We start from the raw sequence: 18,730 nt of genomic DNA on the forward strand, positions 1-18,730 counted from the left end.
TAATCAATTCTTTTTCTTTAATCGAGATAGCCATTCATCGTTATAAACCAAATCTAAGTAACGGTCTCCACGATCCGGGAATATCGTTACCAGTTTTGTATGATGAAGATGAGGAATCAATTTTTCAATAGCAGCAACAACCGAACCGGAAGATCCCCCTGCAAAAATCCCTTCTGTTTGCAAAAGTTTTCTACAACCAATTGCCGATTCATAATCATTTACATAGATGACATCGTCTATTTCATCACGATTCAAAATCTCAGGAACGCGGCTTGCTCCTATTCCCGGTATTTCTCGATTTGCTGGAGGCGCGTTAAAAATAATCGAGCCGACAGCATCTACAGCAATCACTTTCAATTTTGGAAATCTCTCCCTTAATCTCCTGCTAATCCCCATAATGCTTCCAGTGGTACTCACAGGCGCCACAAAGTAATCAATACCATCGGGCAATTGGTCTACTAATTCACTTCCAGCCCCATAGTAGTGAGCCCTCCAGTTGTTTTCATTTGCGTATTGGTTAATCCACAAAGTTTTAGGATTCTCCTGAATGATTTCCTTCACTTTCTGAATGCGTGTTTTTAGATAGCCTCCATGTTCATCCTTTTCAGTAACCATTACAACATTCGCACCAAACTGCTTTAAAATATTGAGATTTGCTGGGGAGATTTTGGGATCCACCACACATGTAAGCTGTAAATTATACACTCTCGCCACCATCGCTAAGGCAATTCCTAAATTACCAGACGTACTTTCCACAATATGGGTATCCGGAGTAATGGTTCCAGCTTTTAGTCCTTGCTCAATAATGAAACGGGCTGGGCGATCTTTCATACTTCCACCAGGATTCATGTATTCTAATTTTGCAAAGACTTGCACCTCCTTTGGCGGAAACAAACGATTGAGTGAAACGAGCGGCGTGTTTCCTATACATTCAATAACAGATTGCCTTAACATGTTGTGTCCAATTTCTGCTGCTACGTTATGTAACATTTTTTCACCTCCTGCATAAAAGAAAATGATTATTATTTTCATAGCTGAACACTAATTGAGAAAAATAATCATTATCGTATTTAAATATTAATTGAAAATGAGTTTCATTGTCAATATATAATTTAAAAAAATTTGGTTTTTTTATTATTTTTTGGTTCATCACCATAAAATGTACTTGTCAAACGATTGACTTTGTGTAATATGGGTTGCCGGTTCCCTTTTGGTACTTTATGGCTAGTGTGGCCCCTTTTTTCGTTGTTGGTATCATCATATCTATTACGTTTATGTTCCGTTATAGAAGTGAATCCAACACTAACCTTTTTTATCCTCTTATCGCTTGCTGTCCTATTAAAGTAGTCTTCGTTCTTTAGGTGTCTGGGGTTTTTATTTGGCTCGCATGATGGGGGGATAAACACACAAAAAGAGAAGGCCGGCACAGGCCTTCTCTTTTTTCATCAAAACATTTAACCAATACCTCCGAGTTTTCCTTCAGAATACAATAATCCAAACTCGTCAACCATCCACCACCCCGGATCAGAAGCAGCGTTTGCACAGAGATATCATTCGCAATTCTACATAAAAATCATCCAAACACCTGTGCAGCGATTCCATATAATGTCCCATTTCGTCGAGGTAATTGCTTTGCATTCATGATCATGATTGGAGGTTGACTTACTTTATAAAAACCGCGTTGCTCCAAAAATAACATAAACTCTTCGTGTCCTGACGGAACATCAATTCTTAATCTTCCTTGGTGATTGCGAGCCAATTCATCTATCAACAAAGAAGCTATTTCGAAATTAGGAGCTACAATTGGACCTAAGATTAGGTTGATAGGTCCCAAGATGGAAAGTCCATAACCGATGATTGTTCCGTTACTATCTTTCACTACTAAACATTCTTTTGCTTGTTCAATCCTATTAACAAGAAACTTACTTCTTTTAGCTCCAACAGCTTTCTCGTCCAATTTTATCATTTGCGTTACATCTTCTTGGCTAAAGGTATTGATTTCAATATCCATTTTATTGATTGAACGAACAGGTATGTAATGATCGCAAAGATATTTATGGACACAATCAACGACGCTGAAACCCATTTTTTCATATAAAGGTTTTCCTTGTTCCGTTGCAATAAGCATAATAGCAGTATCTTTTGAAACGGTATTTATACAAGCTCGGGTAACTATTTTTCCAAGCCCCATCCCCCTATATTCTTCATGAACGATGACCATTCCAATAGAAGCTAAAGAAGTATCATAAGGGATTATAGCCGCACTTGATACAACTTTCCCTTCTTCGTTTTTATGCCCATATATTTTCCCTGACTTCATCATTGTTCGAATTTCATGTTCATCATAATCCCATCCCACTGATGCTGATAGCAATATCAATTCCGGAATATCTTCATAACCAAATGTTACTAAGTTAACGGACGTTCCTTTCATGCCCATTCCCCTTTTGAAACTTTTAATTTACTTCTTCTTTAACTTCATTAGAAGCAAGTTAGAAAACTCCGCTATAAAGCTTTCCATTCGGTATGCACCGCCGACAAGGACAACGTTAAACGCTGTCTTTATTAGTGCAGAAATCAATGGAAACATGGGAGTGTATCCCTTAAATGGAATATTTGCATCTATTTGTAAAGGAAAGAATCGATTTTTGCAAATCTTTCTTTTGTCCGTATGAACCTCTCCCACCTACACTCTGTTTAGAGGTGGGAGAGGAATCGGTGGACATGTTAAACCACACATAGAAGACTGGAAAAGTTGCGACTCTTTTTGGTACCTTGTTCATGCCAGTTTCCCCTAATGTCCATCTTGTTAAGCTACCCGTCACTTAGTATTAAGAACCTTTGTTAGCTCCTCAATTGCCTGCCGAATTTCATCCTTCGTATTGTAGAAATGAGGAGCGATTCGGATTACATCGTTTCTGGCAGAAACAATAATATTTCTTTCTTTCATTATGGATTCTATCCGCCCGGCATCTTCTACATAAAAAGCAGTCATGGCGCCTCGTTGATCAGCAGATAGAGGCCCGACAACTTGTAATCCTTTTTCCTGTCCATAATCTAATGTGAATTGAGCTAATTCATTTAAATAAGAAGATATATTCTCCACTCCTATTTCAAGAAGCAAACGGATAGCGGCCGTAGCTGCATAAGCGCTGATAAAAAATGGTGTCCCGGTCTCAAAACGACGTGCTCCAGGCGCTGGTGTTAGTTGATGAATATCGAATTTCGAATGATTTGCCTGGCCAAACCATCCTGTTACACGCGGCTTCCATTTTTCTGCAAGTTCGGTTTTCATATATAAGAAGGCCATCCCCGGAATACCTAACATGTATTTCCTAGTTCCTGCCGCCAATATGTCAATATCCATTTTCTTGACATCAATGGGGACCTGTCCTGCTGATTGGTAAGCATCAACAAATAAAAGAGAACCTTTACGATGAACAATTTCTGCAATAGCTTTAATATCTTGTTTGAATCCATTGAAATAACAAATATGGGAAATGGATGTAATGAGCGTATCAGACGTTACAAAACGTTCGTAATATTCTATAGGGATGACCCCCTGCTGTGAGGGGATAAAACTCACGTTCGCACCAAACTTCCGCTGGGCAAGCCATACATGACCTACGGTTGGAAAGTCCATGTCTGTCGTAACAATTCTATTTTTCCCTTTTTCAAAAGAAAGAGAGGTGGCAATAGTGGAAAAAATGTCAGAGACTGACCCTAATACAGCAATTTCATTAGGTTCAGCACCAATTAATTTCGCAAAACCTTTTTTTGCTTTTTCGACTTCTTGGATTGATTGACTCCAATTAACCCCCGTCGTCAGTAAACTATTCAGGTACTCTTCCATAGCTTCGGAAACCGTTTTTGATATTGCGCCTTGTGAACAGCTCGCAAGGTGGATCTTAGAAGCTAAAACAGGAAATAAGGAACGGTAACTAGTATACGGATGATCCAAACTTAGTTCCCCCTTTCGATCCGAGTAAACAGTTTCTCTTGGTTGCTTGGCCCCCCTATTATAGTCAACAATAACACTTGATCCCCTTCTAGTTATTACTACGTTAAAATGACTTTACAAGAGTCATTTAAAATTACGTTATACCATACTACCGATAGTTGAAAAAGTAATCATCCCTAATGTATCACCGGTGGAGAAGAATGAAACCTCTATTCCTTCACATTTCGACGCGATCATCCGAACCCCCGGCTTTTATTTCACCAGTGTGAATCCAATATAAATCGCCGCTCCCCACATCACTAGCGCAGAAATCTTATTGAGGACCATCATCAAGCGTCCAGATTTATCCAGCTCCCCTGTTATTCGTCCTGCCACAGCCAGTCCCGTGAACCAGATCCAAGAAACTAGAATGGAAGCAAGTGCAAAAGCGATTTTTTCCGATCCATTGTATTGAAGCGAACTGGTCCCGATCACCCCTACTGTGTCCATGATCGCATGAGGATTCAGCAGCGAGACCGATGCCGAAAACGCAATTTGTTTGAGGGGAGTAAAATTTTCTTTGGCTGTATTTTCGTTGTTGCTATTTTCAGGGGCACTTTTCCAGGTACTCCACCCCATATATAGCAAAAACACTATTCCGACACTCAATAGTATCGTTTTGATCCAAAACGAGCCTAGGATCACCAGAGATACCCCGAAAACAGCAAGGGTGATTAAAAGCGTATCGCACAGCGAAGCAGTAAGAACGACCGGGAGTGCATGGATAAAGCGTTTCTGAAGGGCCCCTTGATTAAAGACAAAAACGTTTTGGACGCCAAGAGGAAGAATGAGCCCAAACGAAAGAATAAATCCGTGAATGAAGGCTTCTGCCATTCCAATCCCTCCTATTGCGTGTCGTATGAAAACAATTATACTCGGATATCGATCATTGTCTCCAACCAATTGGATGGATTTTATACCAACCAAATTGTATAATCGAAACAAGAATTTTGGGAAAGAAAGAAATGTAATCAGCTTGGTTATATCGTCGAAGTCAAGTCAGACGATGTAGCAAGAAATCCCAAACTCAAATATCAATCCATTTTACACGGGAGAGATTTTTCATGATTGAATTAGATTGGAAACCGGACAAATCGTCTCCAACTCCCCTCTATATCCAGATCAAAGAATATATAAAAGAAAAGATTGAAATGGGAGAATGGACCGTAGGGACGAAAATCCCTCCCCAACGCACATTAGCCCAAGCATTGGGAGTGAATCGCAGCACGATCGTTGCGGCTTTGGAAGAATTGATCGCAGAAGGATTGCTGGAAGGGAAAAGCGGGAGCGGTACAAAGGTGATTAACAATACGTGGTCCTTGATGACCTCTACCCCGCCCCCTGATTGGAACTCCTATGTGCAAGCAGGGATCCATCGCCCCAATTTGCATACGATACAGGAAATCAACAAAGCAGAGTTTGATCCAAATATCATCCGGTTGGGAACAGGGGAGCTTTCTCCTGATTTGTTTCCACGTAAGATGATGAAACAAGTATTTAACCGGTTGTCGGACCGCATTGATTCACTTGGCTACGAAGAACCGAAAGGGTTGCTTTTTCTTAGGGAACAACTTAGCGGGTATTTAAAAACCATCGGGATCGAGGCTTCCCCGTCTTCCATTTTAATTGTGTCAGGTGCCTTGCAAGCATTGCAATTGATTTCAATAGGTCTATTACAGCAAGGGTCTACGATCTTTCTGGAAAAGCCATCGTATCTGTATTCCCTGCATGTGTTTCAATCTGCCGGGATGCGATTATTCGGACTTCCTTTGGATGAAAACGGGGTTCAAACAAAAATGATTACGGAACAAAAAAAGCGGCAAAATGCTTCGTTGCTTTATACGATCCCGTCCTTCCATAATCCAACCGGAATCTTAATGTCCGAAGAAAGACGAAGAGAACTGATTGACGTATGTGAACAGGAGCGGCTGCCGATTATTGAAGATGACGTATATCGGGAACTCTGGCTCGATTCGCCGCCTCCCCCACCTTTGAAAGCCCTCGACAAAAATGGGCTTGTTCTATATCTGGGCAGCATATCGAAAACATTGAGCCCAGGTTTGCGAATCGGCTGGGTAGTCGGACCGAAGCCTGTCATTGAACGATTGGCGGATATTAAAATGCAAACCGATTACGGATCCAGTTCCTTGTCTCAGTGGGCTGTTGCGGAATGGCTATCAAGCGGGCTCTATCATCAACATCTGGAAGAGGTCAGAAAAGAATTGAAGATTCGCAGAGAGGTGATGATCGATTCATTGCAGAAGCATCTTGCCGACATTGCGACGTGGTCTGTTCCCAAGGGTGGTTTTTATATATGGTTACGCTTATTGCCTTCGCTTTCTATACGGGAACTTTTTGAAAAGGCGTTAGAGCGGGGAATTTTATTGAATCCGGGAAATGCCTATGATCACCATGCGACCCAGTACCTTCGACTTTCTTATTCCTATGCTTCTTTAGCTGACTTGAACAAAGGGATCTTTCGTCTTTCGAAAGTGATTCGGCAGCTGATCTCATAACCTTTTGTCGCGTAAAAAATCCAAACTTGGATTCACTTTTAGTACTGTATGCGACATTACTAAAAAGGTATAGACAAGTTTACCAAATTGCCCTAGATAGAGGCTGCACCTGTTGTCCGTCAGAAACCCTAGAGGAAATGAACAATGATAAAAAACCATCCGCATTTGCGGAAAATTACGTAAGCCCAGTCAAACTGATAAAAAGTCCCATATTATAAACTGAAGACAAATAAATGGAGGTGTCATTAAATGAGTGCTGGAGGATATGCAGGTGCTGGCTTTGCATTAATCGTCGTCCTGTTCATCTTGTTAATCATTGTTGGCTGTGGCTGTATGATCGGCGGCTTTGGTAGAGGATATGGATATGGCTGCGGTGGTTATGGACCAGGATTTGGATTCTGGTAATTCCCCCTTCTTATGAGGATTGGAGAATTGCTAAATGCTTACACTCCCGTTAATTGTTGAACTACGAGTGCCATGGTTGAACAAGACACACAAAAAGACTGATTTATTTCAATCTTTTTCTTTTTGTGTGGTCTAAAAAACACCGGAATTTAGCAGGCCAAATTAAAAAGAAGGAGCCTTGCTTCTCCTTCTTATTTTTTATGAACAAAAAGAGCCTACTCAAAGTGAAGTGACCCCTGTCAAGTAGACAGGAATAAAAAAGCACATTTAAGCAGCCTGAGTCCTATATTCATAAGGACTCAGGTTATTTCATTTCTTTTGGAAACGTTGATGGTTATAAAAACGAATATATTTGTGTACAGCATATTTCACCTCTTCGGCCGTGCGGAAAAAGCACAGATGGAAACACTCTGACTGGAAATGGCTGAAGAAGTTTTCCATACATGCATTATCTAAATAAATCCCCTTTTCTAGACATACTGGCCCTTTATATTGTATTGTTTAAGTAAGATGTGATATTGTCTTTTGATGTGTACTGAACTTTTTTAAATATTCATTCTCCGCACGTAAACGTTCCCGTGCTTGTTCAGGTGTGAAAGGATTTTTTCTTGGTCTACCTTTATGTAAACCTTTTGTCTTTCCCGTTTCTCTTCTAATCCTTGAATTCCTTCGTTTTTATAGTGAGTAACCCATCTATGTAACACGAAAGAAGAGATGTGAAATGGATCCATGATTTCACAATTCGTCCATCCCTCCTAACAAATATTTCTTCACCACATCTAATAAGTTTTTCTGATTTTTCCCATAAAAATATCCCCTTCCATAGCAGAGACAGTACATCCCTTTCTTTTTTCTGTCTACTATAAGGGGATCCTATCATTGTACTGGTTGTTTTTTAGATTATTCTAGAATATCCGTTTTTTCAAAGGTTGGGTAATGATAGTAGGCATGGACTTTTTGTGTTTTTTCGTCCACATAGAAAATAGAATAGCCTTTTATAGTGGCTTGTTCATCATATTCCACAAAGACGATGACCCCTTTATATTTTTTTACCCCATCAATATCTACATCATCTAATTGCGTTCCATCCTCTGCTAAGGTTGCGGTAAACTGATAATGGTCGGGGAAGGCTATATCATATCGGTACATGGTTTTCCCGTCCAACGCGCTAACGATTTTCACTCCTGTAACCTTTAGGAACGCTTCCACTTCCTCTTTGCTCATGCCTTTATGGAGAGTGCTTTTCACTTGGTCGTAAGTGAGTGCTGCGTTCGTTTGCTTCTGCTCATTGGCGGATGATTTTGTATTGGTCGGATGTTGATTAGTCGTATTTTTGAATTCTTGTAGCTGTTTTGAACCGATGGAGGATTGTGCAGGTTGCTTCGAAGTGACAGTAACGTTGTCTTCTTTTGCTGTTGGATTTTGCGTTTTGTCAGCAGGAGCGGTAACAGCCTTGTCATATTTTGGCGATGGTGTGTTTTGCTGTGGGGTATCTTTTTTCTGATTAGCAATGTTCCCGCTCTGAACAGCCGCTTCTTTGACTTGACTTCCTTCTTGTTGTACCATTTCTTCTGACGAACAGGAACTTAACAACAATAAAGGAAATAAAAGAAAAGCTGTGAATAATTGTTTTTGCATATGATATGCTCACCTCCTGTTATATAAATTGTATTCGACGTAAAATACTTTTGTACCTCTAACTCCGTTTATTTGCTCTTTTTGTTAAGACCGATTGCTTTTTGGCTTTAACAGCTCTTCATTTGCAGCTTGTCGATAAGTTGAATGCAGAGAAAGCCTCTGTACTTTTAACTTTTATATTTTCTCCGCAATAATGAAAAATCTATGCGATTTAAATTGAACAAACCCGTTTTTATGTATTTCAAGATGGATTTGATAAAGTTGATCAAAACGTTACTCATCATATCCTCTTTTGCAATGTTTGAGTGTCCACTTTTTCAACAGCTAACCATTTATAAATAGTTAAGGACAATCATACAAACGTTTCACAAAAAAACCCATAGGATAAACAGCAGGAATATAGAAAGGAATGATGTACTTTGAATGTGGAAGGAAAACATATTATCATTGATGCATTTGATTGCGATTCCTCTCTTTTAAATAACATGACACATTTAGAACAATTGCTGACAAAAACGGCACAAGATGCAGGCATGGAGGTTTTGTATTCGTATTTTTACCAATTTAACCCACAGGGAATAACAGGAATGCTTATTTTATCCACTTCGCATATATCCATTCATACATGGCCTGAAGAAGGATATGCATCGTTGGATTTTTATACGTGCGGGAAACAAGACCCTATGGACCAAGTTGAATCTCTGTTAAAAGGACTTTCTTCAAAAAGAGCGATGGTTTACTCCCTTTTCCGCGGAGTGACACAACTTCAACTTATTTCGAGCAAGGAAATGACGCCTTTTGATTCTTCGAAAGGAGGATAGCTTCCCATGAACTCAAGAAAGCAAAAAACAAAACCCTGGTTTTCTCCGGAATATGACCGCCGGTTACATTTCTCTTCCACTTCCCCAACACCGCGGGAAGACAGCAGCAACGAAAGCAGCCGCGGAGACAAATGGGATCGCATCGGATTGCAAGAGCTTTTAAATGTCAAGCATAGGAGCTTATTTAAAGAAAAAAGCGCGTTTCAAAACATCCAAATTATTGAAGCAACCGATTTAAGAATGTATTTAGATCAGCAATTGCAGTTTAGTTCCTTAGATGAACGAATTTACCATGAAGCACTTGTACACCCCGCCTTCACTTTGGCTTCCAATCATGAACGGGTACTTATTTTAGGCGGTGGGGACGGTCTGGCGTTAAGAGAAGTTCTCAAATACGGCGATGTGAAACATGTTGACCTTGTTGATTTAGATCCGTTAGTATTAGAGGCTGCTAAAAAAGTCAAAAGCTTAGCATCTCTTAATCAATATTCTCTCTATGATTCCCGAGTAACCGTTCATCCTCAAGATGCCGTAGACTTTCTCGCTTCCAATCGCTCTCCTTATCATATCATTATCGTTGATTTTCCTGACCCGACAGATCAAACGATTAGCGATCTTTATACAACAGAATTTTACTCCCTCCTAAAACGTTCGCTTGCTGATGACGGAGTGTTTGTTTGTCAATCCAATTCCCCTGAAGATACGCCAATTGTCTTTTGGAGCATCGGAAGAACAATTGAAAGCGCAGGGTTTCAAACGCTTAGCTATCACACTATTATTCCTTCTTTTGGAGATTGGGGTTTCCATATAGGGGCAAAAAGATCCATCTCGTGGGGGAACAAGTACGTTCAAGTACCGTGCCGCACTTTGCCTGCTAATCTAAAAAAATTGTCCTATTTCCCTCCTAAAATTTTAGCAAAGAAAAACCACGCTATCGTAAATTCAAAGAGAAACTCCATATTGCACAAGATATTTAAAAAGGAAAATTTATACTTGTGAGTAAAACAGAAGTCATTTCCCATTTAAAAAAGGAGTTGGCCCAAAAAATTATACTTTTGGCCAACTTTTTTCTAAAAATGGGCAACTCCATAACGAAGTTGCCCAATTCTTATAGTTAAATAGAAGAACGGAAACACCAATCGATGAATCCTAAATACTAAGAATGATGTGGATGATTCTCATGAGATTTGTGTTCTATATAAATAACTCCTTTTAATGGCTTTATTTGGTTTGTTCTATAACGCATCTTCAATATAATCTCTTGATCACGTTTTTGAAACATACAATTTCTGTCTTCGACTTCATAAGCTTCGTAAAGTTGATTGTTCTTACGTCATTGCGCTATCAATGACATAGGTTCTATTAAGTGGAGTTTTTATTTTTTATTTCATTGGTTATTTAGAACATAGTTTTATTTTTATAATACAAAAGAATTTGCGCTTGGTTGAATTTGCGCTTGGTTTTGGGATATTTAGTAAGATATAACAAAATGAATATTATTAATATTTTTTGTTTTACGATGAATAACCACTTCGGCTATTGTTGTATTTTTGTTGTATTTGTCTAATCCTTGAAATCGGTATAAATCGACTTCCGACACGCCACCTCTTCCCCATCATCCGTCTTCTTCCCTTGAAATTTATTTCGTTCTCATATGATACGGTCCTCTGCTGCTGTGCGAATGAGCAAGTTAAATGGTATAAATGCTTAAGCTGATTGTAAATCCTTGTTTTTGAAATTTTCAGAGTTATACATGGACAAAAACTGAAATAAAGCATAAATAATACAGTAACGATTAGTCCGATTGGGAGTGAAATGTAATGAAAAGGATTGACTATAGGAGAATGAAGCAAATACGTGCTAAAAAAATAAACACTTTTCAATCTTCAGGAGTTCAAAAAAAATCTATAGCCCGCTGTTATCAATGTATAAACAAAAAAAGGACAGAAAAGGGTAATCATGCTATTTACGAATCAGATACTGGACCAAGCTATGTTGATACAGTTGAGCAAATTCCCCATTCTGAAGCTAATCATGTTTCTAAAAGGGCTGGTTCCACTGATATTAAGCATGTTTTTCAGACTGGCCATGCCGATAACACAAATGCTGAGCCTCAAACTGATTCTGCTTTGGAACCTGTGCATACTTCTGAATCTGGCTTTGCGGATGAAATGAATAATATGCTTGCCAGAGAGAATATTGATGAACCCAATCGAGCTGATGATGCAGATGAATCTCATCAATACGGAAAAATACGTTCTATGACGATAAAAAGTCCATTCTCCACTTTTGTAGAAATTGACGATTTTCTTCATCCTCCTGTCTTTGGCGGTACAGTTCAACATACGGCTGAATTTCTTGATCCAAACAATAGACAAACTCCTCAATTAGACACAAAACTATTTCATACAACAACTTATTATCCTGAACAGCCTTATTGTTGTTTAATTTCCTCTAAAATTCACGAAATGATATTTTTCACTGACACGGTCCGCACTTATGGCACGAAGAACAAAAAAAATCATTATAAATCAGTTGTGATTCCCGTACATGACTCACTATTTACAAAAACAAAAGAAACAGATAATCAATCCTGTAATTCCCATGATTTCATACAAATTAGAGTTCCGGTTGTAGTCGGGGAATACGAAATTGAAATATGTTTAGAAGAAGATGTTGTGTTTGAAGAAGAGATTATGAAGGTTAATGAAATCTCTAAAGAAGTCGTACTGACAAATTGCAAATTCGTACCTACACAATTTTCTCCATCATTGGATAATGGGATATGTACAGCATTAAAGGGAAATTTATTTATAGAAGGATATATACATCAAAATATTGAGTATACCGCAGTTTACAATAGAAATACGGGTTCCATGCAAAAAGCCCCGGTAACTCATTTACGTCAATTATGCCAAAAAATTGTATTGGATTTAATCATTCATTTACTGCAAGTACAACCAGTTCGAGTCAGTTATGATGGCAAAGGGATCTAGAAGATAATCGAACGTATCTACTAATTTAAAAATGAGAAAAATCACTATTATATTACCCTATACTTTCAAATGAATGCTGAATATTGTATTAACGTAGAGCTTGAGAAAAGCTCAAAAAATATAAGGAGTGGATTAGTTATGAGTGGAGGATTTGGCAATAAGTGCGGACAACCAACCCCAGCTTGTCCAGTAACAGCGACAGAACAAATTCCATTATCCAATGAAAATACCCCGGTTATCCAAACACCAGGTCTTACGCCAATTCTTAAAGTTCCGGTTGTACTAGCAGAAAAAACCATTCAAGTTGTTGTAGAAGCAGACATTCCACTTAGCCCAGCAGCAACTGAAATTAAGAGAGTGACAAAGAATGTATTTCTAGAACAAGTGAAACTGGTACCTGTTAGATTTGAGCGTATTGGCGAAACTGACTTTTTTAGAGTCACAAGAGCTAAATTATTTGTATCAGGATTCATTCGGAAAGATATTGAATATGCTTCCAGTGCATGTAATGGAGCACTTCAAGATCGAATTGCGGAAGTTGCGTTCTCTGGTTTTACAGAAATTACAGCTGATCAGTTCCTCACGTTCCCAATTATAGGTGTTTCAGAAGACAGCAAGGCTTTCTTCCTTAATGAGAAAAGCGACTTAACTCCTCGCTTAGATAAATATTTCTTCCAAAATCTCGTCAAATATAATGAACAACCATACGGCGAATTAGTAGCTGCAAATTTCTACGAACTTGATTTTTCACCAGTTAATGTAGACATCAAAGGGCAATTTAGCACGTTACGCGAAAAAATCGTAATGGACCTTACTTTAAAAATATTACAAGTCCAACAAATGCAAGTTCAGGCTACACAAATAACTCCTGCTCTCCCTGAAGGTACTGTTGATTGCTAACAAATCTTTCACTAAGGGGGATGGAAGGTTAGACATATTTCGATTTTGGCACGATCTAAATCACCACATGGAATAAATTTTTGAAAAGGTAAAGCAAAACCTCCTGTGAAGTAGAGCGTTGTACAGGGACGCGTTCCATGCAGCTCGCGTTGACATACTAAGCTATTCATGAGACAAGGAAGCTCCTTTCCAGAGTTATTCTATCGAAGGAATGCTTCCTTGTTTCTTTTTCGATGGATTTATAATCATCATAGGAAGTGTCTTAAACTCTACTTTACATCGTCATAATAAGTATTTGTTGAAACAATCAGGTATAGGTAAACATCCATCTTACTGAATGAGGACTATTCATAGTATTAGAAAAGCTCTAAGCATTACTATTGTTACAGGGCTTAATAACCAACCACATTTTGGATTTATCAATCCCATTTGTTCCCGATTGTTAGGCTACGTTGCGCCTACACATATCCCCCCTAAAAATTTGTCATTTTATAAAAGTAACGATTAATCTATACCGACAATTTGACTGCGGCGTTCGAGCAATACCACATCCCGCCATACTCCATTTAACTTTCCTATACGTTGTCGTATGCCGACTCTACGAAATCCAACACTTTGATGTAATCGCAAACTTGGTATGTTTTCAGGGAAAATTCCCGCAGTTAATGTCCAAAATCCTTTTTCCTCGGATTCTTTGATTATGGCTTGTAGAAGTTGCTTCCCCACTCCTTTTCCACGACTTACGTCTCGAACATACACACTTACCTCTCCCACTCCTTCATATACACAGCGATCTGATACTTTACTTATCTTACACCAGCCTTGAATGCCTTCTTCGTCTTCAGCGACTAAACATAAATTTGCGACAATGGTCGATTTCCATTTTTCGAGCGATGGTGCTGTCGTTTCAAACGTTGCTTGTCCTGTCGCAATTCCTTGCTCATAAATTTCCTTCACTTGCAGCCAATCTTCTTTACGGAAACTACGAATGATCATGATTCGCAATCACTCCTTATGATTATAGAATAAAAAATCCCGATAACGCCGCCATCGTCATAAAAGAACCTATAAATGCCAAGACTAGCTTCTTTCTAAAGATACTGTATAATCATGTTTTCTGCGGTAAGCTTGCCCCTGCTGAGCTGATCATCAGCGTCATGACTGGTCCCAATGTTATTCCCTTTGCAATCATCATCTGTAAGAGTGGGAAACGACTTACTCAACTATTTTTTCTTCCCCAACGAGTTCCGATCTGTTACACCACATTTTTTAAGGTTTCATTGCTTTAATGATCGCAGAAACAATGTAATCCGCGACGTTCGCTCCAGGCACCCAATCTTTGATAAACTCCCTCGATTCATCTTTTGGTTCAATGGTGATCTGTGTGAATCCACTCTGTTGTAACAAGGATTCTAACTCTCTAATCGAGGCTGCTCCTGATACGCAGCCCGAATACAAGTCATCCATATTGTTTTTAATTTCCGCTGGAAGTTCTGCCGTCGCCACAACGTCGGAAATGACAAGGCGCCCTCCTGGTTTCAGCACACGATAGGCTTCCTTGAACACTTGAGGCTTATCTGGAGAAAGATTAATGACGCAATTGGAAATAATGACATCGACCGAATCATCTGCCACCGGTAAATATTCGATTTCTCCTAACCGAAATTCGGTGTTGGTAAAGCCACCCTTGGCAGCATTGTTGCGTGCTTTGCTGATCATTTCTGGCGTCATATCCACACCAATGACGCGCCCGGTTTCTCCGACCTGCCGAGCAGCCAAAAAGCAATCGAAACCGGCACCACAACCAAGATCCAACACCACATCTCCGGGGTTCAATTCTGCAATTGCTAGCGGGTTGCCGCAACCAAGTCCAAGATTAGCTCCTTCTGGCACGGCAGATAATTCCTCATCCGAGTATCCTAGTTTTGCCGATGCCTCATTAGGTGTACCACCACATCCGGAAGAGTCTGAACAACAGCTTCTAGAATTTACTTCCTGCAGCGCAATTTGCTTATAGCGGCTGCGGACATTTTGCCGTATTTGATCGTTATTCACATGATTCATAAGTTATCACTCCCTTAAATGAAAAAATATGATAACGCTGCCATTGTCATGACAGTACCTATAAACGCAAAGATTACTAGCTTCTTTCTAAAAAGACCGTGTAATAATTGTTAAATCCAGTAAACTTGTACCTAATGCAGGTACTAACGCCATACCCTTGGTCATCCACATTTGCAAAATAGGATATCGTTGAAAACGGATATACATCTTATGGAATGAATCCCTGAATAAAGTGAATAACGAATGAGATAACAGTAAATAGCAAGGTGTCGTAATCACCATGAAGTTTTTCAAAACCTCTCCCCACATACATCCCCCCATTCATTTATTTGTAAAACGCAACTATTTGTTTATTTTTTATGAGCAAGCTTTTTTACTTGCCCATCCCTATCGGTTTACAACATACGCTCGATTTTGCCATGCACTCATTCAACAATTTAATCGAACGAATCACTGTTTCTTTCTCAAATTCTGTCATATGCGAAAACACTTCTTCTAAATATCGATTTATTTCTCGATCAATGGTTGTTGCTATAAACTTTCCCTCGGTGGTTAACGATAACGTATATACCCTTCGATCTTCAGGGAGTGGCGTTTTTTTTACTAATCCCTTTTTCACTAAATTTTGAATCTGTCTGCTGAACGTGGTAATATCCATTCCCAATACTTCAGCCACTTGTTGCATGGAAGGAGACTCTCTTTTGTCAATTTCATAAAGAATATGGCTTTGAACAAGAGAAATATCTACAGCATCAATAGAACAGCAATTTTTATTCAACAATCCGAAACGACGTGTCATCACTTGAAACAACTCTCTAATGTTTTCCATTTTTTCACCTCTATAATTATTTATATCATATTATTTGCAAATTGCAATTTTTTGTTTTAAAAAATAAAGAAAATTTTATCGACATGCCTCGTCTTTGGTTTTGTATGAAGTATTTATAAATAAAACCAGCCGAGAAGAATCTTCTCGGCTGTCATTTAGTCTTATTCGCCTGTTTCAACAAATTTTTTGATGCGCGCGCCGATTTCATCGCGAACACGACGGAATACCGCTAATTTTTCCTCCTCGGTTCCTTCCGCCTTTGCCGGATCATCAAATCCCCAGTGTACGCGTTTCACATTTGGCGGGGTTACTGGACAATGGTCCGCTGCATGACCACATAATGTTACTACCAAATCCGCTTTATTTAACATTTCCGGATCAATGATATCCGATGTCTGGTTGGAAATGTCAATTCCTACTTCTTTCATGACTTTTACTGCGTTTGGATTTAATCCATGCGCTTCAATACCAGCGCTGTACACTTCCCACTCGTCGCCAAGATATTTTTTTGCCCATCCTTCTGCCATTTGGCTGCGGCAAGAGTTTCCTGTGCATAAGAAGTAAATGATCTTTTTGTTTTTCATGTTTCATTCCACCTCTGTTGTTAGTATGATACTGATTCTGTTTTAAAGTATTTTCGTTGAAACCATAGTGCCACGTTGACTAACGCAATCATGACAGGCACTTCCACCAGTGGTCCAATAACAGCTGCAAATGCTGCGCCAGAATGGATCCCAAACACGCCAACAGCTACGGCAATCGCTAACTCAAAGTTATTGCTGCCGGCTGTAAAGGCAAGCGTGATGGTTACAGGGTAGCTCGCCCCAATTTTCTTCCCTAAGAAGAAGGAAACGAAAAACATCAATACAAAGTAAATCAACAATGGAATGGCGACTCTCACGACATCTAACGGCAAGCTTACGATAACATCTCCTTTTAAAGAGAACATGACGATAATCGTAAACAATAAAGAAATCAATGTAATCGGACTGATTTTTGGAATGAATACTTTTTCATACCATTGTCTGCCCTTTGCTTTTACCAACAAAAAGCGCGTCAACATTCCGCCAAGAAACGGAATTCCTAAGTAAATGAACACCGACTTAGCGACTTCCATCATTGTAATATGAACGACAGCACCTTCTAGTCCTAACCATTCTGGAATGATCGTCACAAACACATACGCATAAACAGAGAAAAATAGCATTTGGAACACAGAGTTAAACGCCACAAGCCCAGCTGCGTACTCCCTGTCTCCTTTCGCTAAATCATTCCAGACAATCACCATAGCAATACAACGTGCCAGACCGATCAGGATGAGTCCGACCATGTATTCTGGTTTATCCGGCACAAATACGATCGCCAACACAAACATAAGAATCGGTCCAATCATCCAGTTTTGTACGAGCGATAACACTAATACTTTCACATTTTTAAAGACGCGTCCCATCTCCTCGTAGCGAACTTTTGCTAACGGAGGATACATCATGAAAATTAAGCCAATTGCAATTGGAATCGATGTCGTTCCTACCTGCAAACTGTTCATTACGTCTATAAAACCCGGAAAGACGAATCCTAAGCCAATTCCTACTGCCATAGCAAGGAAAATCCAAAGCGTTAGGTATCGATCCAAGAACGATAGACGTTTTTTCCCCATATTATTCATGTTTTCCCTCCCAATTAAATTAGTAGGTTAACAACCGCAACGGAGCGTAGGATTGGTCTCCTCAATCTTACGAATATTCTCTGTTTGATCTGGAACGTGTTGCAGAATATCTTGGATGAAATCATATAACTCATTTTGTGGATTGAGGGAATAATAAATCCACTGTCCCCTCCTATCCTCTTTTACTAATCCTGCATCTTTTAACTTGCGAAGATGCTGACTAATAGCGGGCTGACTCATGTCAAACACTTCAAGAAGCTCGCATACACAACACTCCCGTTGTTTTAAAATTGCCATGATCGTTAAACGTGTTTTATCACCAAGCAACTTTAAAACGTGTGATGCTTTTTCTATTTCCACTACTGTTTTTGGCATGGGAACACCTCCTATTATTGTATGATTATATAATCATTTACTTATATATAAACAAAAATGAAATATGATACTCTTCAATTCCTTTATTGGCCATTTTGTTCCTCTCATGCTAAATAAATAATTTTACATCTTCCATATTCACGACATAGATATGGTAGTATAACCATACTTACTCTTACCTTAATAAGTATATAACTACATACTTATATAAAACAAGAGAAAAGAACGACTTTAACATCATCTTTACAATTCAGACGAAAGTGTGAAAAATAGAAGTAAACTTTCCTTATCTCCGTCTCTATTTGTTATTCTTCAGAATGAATGAGATCATGTCACTCTGCCATGCCAATAATCCAAAATAAGATAGTAACTACACAGTTGCATAAACTATTTACTACCTAACTTATCTTCTTGATTTTAACCACTCCCTTTAACAGTTTAAATGTTGCTAGAAATATATTTGCAGCTTGTGGACTTTATCGACAAGCTGTGCCGCCTACATTCATTGTAGGCGGCACAT

19 protein-coding genes are annotated in these 18,730 nt (G+C 39.1%); 6 read left to right on the top strand and 13 right to left on the bottom strand.

Annotated features, from left to right (window positions below; genetic code table 11):
* Window positions 1–3 precede the first annotated feature (3 nt).
* The 5 genes from sbnA to BV455_RS19385 all read right to left on the bottom strand — a co-directional run bounded on the left by sbnA (window position 4) and on the right by BV455_RS19385 (window position 4,834).
* Window positions 4–990 (bottom strand): 2,3-diaminopropionate biosynthesis protein SbnA, encoded by a 987-nt coding sequence (gene sbnA / locus BV455_RS19370; protein ID WP_153018003.1) that lies wholly within the window; start codon window positions 988–990, stop codon window positions 4–6.
* A gap of 583 nt (window positions 991–1,573) precedes the next feature.
* Window positions 1,574–2,440, bottom strand: a complete 867-nt coding sequence (locus BV455_RS19375; protein WP_175244541.1) for a GNAT family N-acetyltransferase — start codon at window positions 2,438–2,440, stop codon at window positions 1,574–1,576.
* Window positions 2,441–2,461: 21 nt separating this feature from the next.
* On the bottom strand, window positions 2,462–2,590 hold the full coding sequence (locus BV455_RS20730) for a hypothetical protein (RefSeq protein ID WP_280638363.1): 129 nt from the start codon (window positions 2,588–2,590) through the stop codon (window positions 2,462–2,464).
* A gap of 231 nt (window positions 2,591–2,821) precedes the next feature.
* Window positions 2,822–3,961, bottom strand: coding sequence for an aminotransferase class V-fold PLP-dependent enzyme (locus BV455_RS19380; protein WP_218687580.1), 1,140 nt, complete (start codon window positions 3,959–3,961; stop codon window positions 2,822–2,824).
* 252 nt (window positions 3,962–4,213) lie between these two features.
* Window positions 4,214–4,834, bottom strand: coding sequence for a LysE/ArgO family amino acid transporter (locus tag BV455_RS19385; RefSeq protein ID WP_061579752.1), 621 nt, complete (start codon window positions 4,832–4,834; stop codon window positions 4,214–4,216).
* Between the two features lie 230 nt (window positions 4,835–5,064).
* On the opposite strand from BV455_RS19385, the gene pdxR reads away from it, so the two are divergent.
* Together pdxR and BV455_RS19395 are read left to right on the top strand one after the other, a co-directional pair.
* Window positions 5,065–6,516, top strand: a complete 1,452-nt coding sequence (pdxR, locus tag BV455_RS19390; RefSeq protein WP_218687581.1) for a MocR-like pyridoxine biosynthesis transcription factor PdxR — start codon at window positions 5,065–5,067, stop codon at window positions 6,514–6,516.
* Between the two features lie 249 nt (window positions 6,517–6,765).
* Window positions 6,766–6,921 carry a YjcZ family sporulation protein gene (locus tag BV455_RS19395; RefSeq protein WP_017437171.1) on the top strand — a complete coding sequence of 52 codons (156 nt, stop codon included), beginning with the start codon at window positions 6,766–6,768 and terminating at the stop codon, window positions 6,919–6,921.
* Window positions 6,922–7,230: 309 nt separating this feature from the next.
* Here the strand turns inward: BV455_RS19395 and BV455_RS21030 are convergent, their stop codons facing one another.
* Complete coding sequence (locus BV455_RS21030; RefSeq protein ID WP_082791640.1) at window positions 7,231–7,362, bottom strand: IS3 family transposase; 132 nt, start codon at window positions 7,360–7,362, stop codon at window positions 7,231–7,233.
* A 459-nt stretch (window positions 7,363–7,821) separates the two neighbouring features.
* The gene (locus BV455_RS19405; protein ID WP_061579897.1) at window positions 7,822–8,559 is read right to left on the bottom strand and encodes a hypothetical protein; all 738 of its coding nucleotides are present in this window, start codon (window positions 8,557–8,559) and stop codon (window positions 7,822–7,824) included.
* Between the two features lie 425 nt (window positions 8,560–8,984).
* On the opposite strand from BV455_RS19405, the gene speD reads away from it, so the two are divergent.
* From speD to BV455_RS19425, 4 genes are all read left to right on the top strand, one after another.
* The gene (speD, locus tag BV455_RS19410) at window positions 8,985–9,380 is read left to right on the top strand and encodes an adenosylmethionine decarboxylase (RefSeq protein WP_232620798.1); all 396 of its coding nucleotides are present in this window, start codon (window positions 8,985–8,987) and stop codon (window positions 9,378–9,380) included.
* 147 nt (window positions 9,381–9,527) lie between these two features.
* On the top strand, window positions 9,528–10,379 hold the full coding sequence (locus BV455_RS19415; RefSeq protein WP_223845275.1) for a spermine/spermidine synthase domain-containing protein: 852 nt from the start codon (window positions 9,528–9,530) through the stop codon (window positions 10,377–10,379).
* A gap of 821 nt (window positions 10,380–11,200) precedes the next feature.
* A complete protein-coding gene (locus BV455_RS19420; protein ID WP_061579898.1) occupies window positions 11,201–12,376 on the top strand; it encodes a BC_2427 family protein in 1,176 nt (391 codons plus the stop codon).
* Window positions 12,377–12,514: 138 nt separating this feature from the next.
* Window positions 12,515–13,276 (top strand): CsxC family protein, encoded by a 762-nt coding sequence (locus tag BV455_RS19425; RefSeq protein WP_042411260.1) that lies wholly within the window; start codon window positions 12,515–12,517, stop codon window positions 13,274–13,276.
* A 504-nt stretch (window positions 13,277–13,780) separates the two neighbouring features.
* Here the strand turns inward: BV455_RS19425 and BV455_RS19430 are convergent.
* The 6 genes from BV455_RS19430 to BV455_RS19455 all read right to left on the bottom strand — a co-directional run bounded on the left by BV455_RS19430 (window position 13,781) and on the right by BV455_RS19455 (window position 18,210).
* Window positions 13,781–14,272 (bottom strand): GNAT family N-acetyltransferase, encoded by a 492-nt coding sequence (locus tag BV455_RS19430; RefSeq protein ID WP_061579745.1) that lies wholly within the window; start codon window positions 14,270–14,272, stop codon window positions 13,781–13,783.
* A 273-nt stretch (window positions 14,273–14,545) separates the two neighbouring features.
* Window positions 14,546–15,340: an arsenite methyltransferase gene (locus BV455_RS19435; RefSeq protein WP_042411255.1), complete on the bottom strand. Its 795-nt coding sequence runs from the start codon at window positions 15,338–15,340 to the stop codon at window positions 14,546–14,548.
* 373 nt (window positions 15,341–15,713) lie between these two features.
* On the bottom strand, window positions 15,714–16,169 hold the full coding sequence (locus BV455_RS19440; protein WP_017437718.1) for a MarR family winged helix-turn-helix transcriptional regulator: 456 nt from the start codon (window positions 16,167–16,169) through the stop codon (window positions 15,714–15,716).
* A 161-nt stretch (window positions 16,170–16,330) separates the two neighbouring features.
* Window positions 16,331–16,753: an arsenate reductase (thioredoxin) gene (gene arsC / locus BV455_RS19445; protein WP_061579746.1), complete on the bottom strand. Its 423-nt coding sequence runs from the start codon at window positions 16,751–16,753 to the stop codon at window positions 16,331–16,333.
* A 20-nt stretch (window positions 16,754–16,773) separates the two neighbouring features.
* Complete coding sequence (arsB, locus tag BV455_RS19450) at window positions 16,774–17,835, bottom strand: ACR3 family arsenite efflux transporter (RefSeq protein ID WP_061579747.1); 1,062 nt, start codon at window positions 17,833–17,835, stop codon at window positions 16,774–16,776.
* Between the two features lie 27 nt (window positions 17,836–17,862).
* Entirely contained in the window at window positions 17,863–18,210 is a 348-nt protein-coding gene (locus tag BV455_RS19455) for an ArsR/SmtB family transcription factor (protein WP_017434553.1), read from the bottom strand.
* Window positions 18,211–18,730 lie beyond the last annotated feature (520 nt).

This window comes from Parageobacillus caldoxylosilyticus, from assembly GCF_019272935.1.
Lineage (GTDB): Bacteria > Bacillota > Bacilli > Bacillales > Anoxybacillaceae > Saccharococcus > Saccharococcus caldoxylosilyticus.

Coding starts and splice junctions, on each gene's coding strand:
- sbnA (WP_153018003.1), bottom strand. CDS start 990: ATGTTACATAACGTAGCAGCAGAAATTGGACACAACATGTTAAGGCAA.
- BV455_RS19375 (WP_175244541.1), bottom strand. CDS start 2,440: ATGGGCATGAAAGGAACGTCCGTTAACTTAGTAACATTTGGTTATGAA.
- BV455_RS20730 (WP_280638363.1), bottom strand. CDS start 2,590: ATGTTTCCATTGATTTCTGCACTAATAAAGACAGCGTTTAACGTTGTC.
- BV455_RS19385 (WP_061579752.1), bottom strand. CDS start 4,834: ATGGCAGAAGCCTTCATTCACGGATTTATTCTTTCGTTTGGGCTCATT.
- pdxR (WP_218687581.1), top strand. CDS start 5,065: ATGATTGAATTAGATTGGAAACCGGACAAATCGTCTCCAACTCCCCTC.
- BV455_RS19395 (WP_017437171.1), top strand. CDS start 6,766: ATGAGTGCTGGAGGATATGCAGGTGCTGGCTTTGCATTAATCGTCGTC.
- BV455_RS21030 (WP_082791640.1), bottom strand. CDS start 7,362: ATGGAAAACTTCTTCAGCCATTTCCAGTCAGAGTGTTTCCATCTGTGC.
- BV455_RS19405 (WP_061579897.1), bottom strand. CDS start 8,559: ATGCAAAAACAATTATTCACAGCTTTTCTTTTATTTCCTTTATTGTTG.
- BV455_RS19420 (WP_061579898.1), top strand. CDS start 11,201: ATGAAAAGGATTGACTATAGGAGAATGAAGCAAATACGTGCTAAAAAA.
- BV455_RS19425 (WP_042411260.1), top strand. CDS start 12,515: ATGAGTGGAGGATTTGGCAATAAGTGCGGACAACCAACCCCAGCTTGT.
- BV455_RS19430 (WP_061579745.1), bottom strand. CDS start 14,272: ATGATCATTCGTAGTTTCCGTAAAGAAGATTGGCTGCAAGTGAAGGAA.
- BV455_RS19435 (WP_042411255.1), bottom strand. CDS start 15,340: ATGAATCATGTGAATAACGATCAAATACGGCAAAATGTCCGCAGCCGC.
- BV455_RS19440 (WP_017437718.1), bottom strand. CDS start 16,169: ATGGAAAACATTAGAGAGTTGTTTCAAGTGATGACACGTCGTTTCGGA.
- arsC (WP_061579746.1), bottom strand. CDS start 16,753: ATGAAAAACAAAAAGATCATTTACTTCTTATGCACAGGAAACTCTTGC.
- arsB (WP_061579747.1), bottom strand. CDS start 17,835: ATGAATAATATGGGGAAAAAACGTCTATCGTTCTTGGATCGATACCTA.
- BV455_RS19455 (WP_017434553.1), bottom strand. CDS start 18,210: ATGCCAAAAACAGTAGTGGAAATAGAAAAAGCATCACACGTTTTAAAG.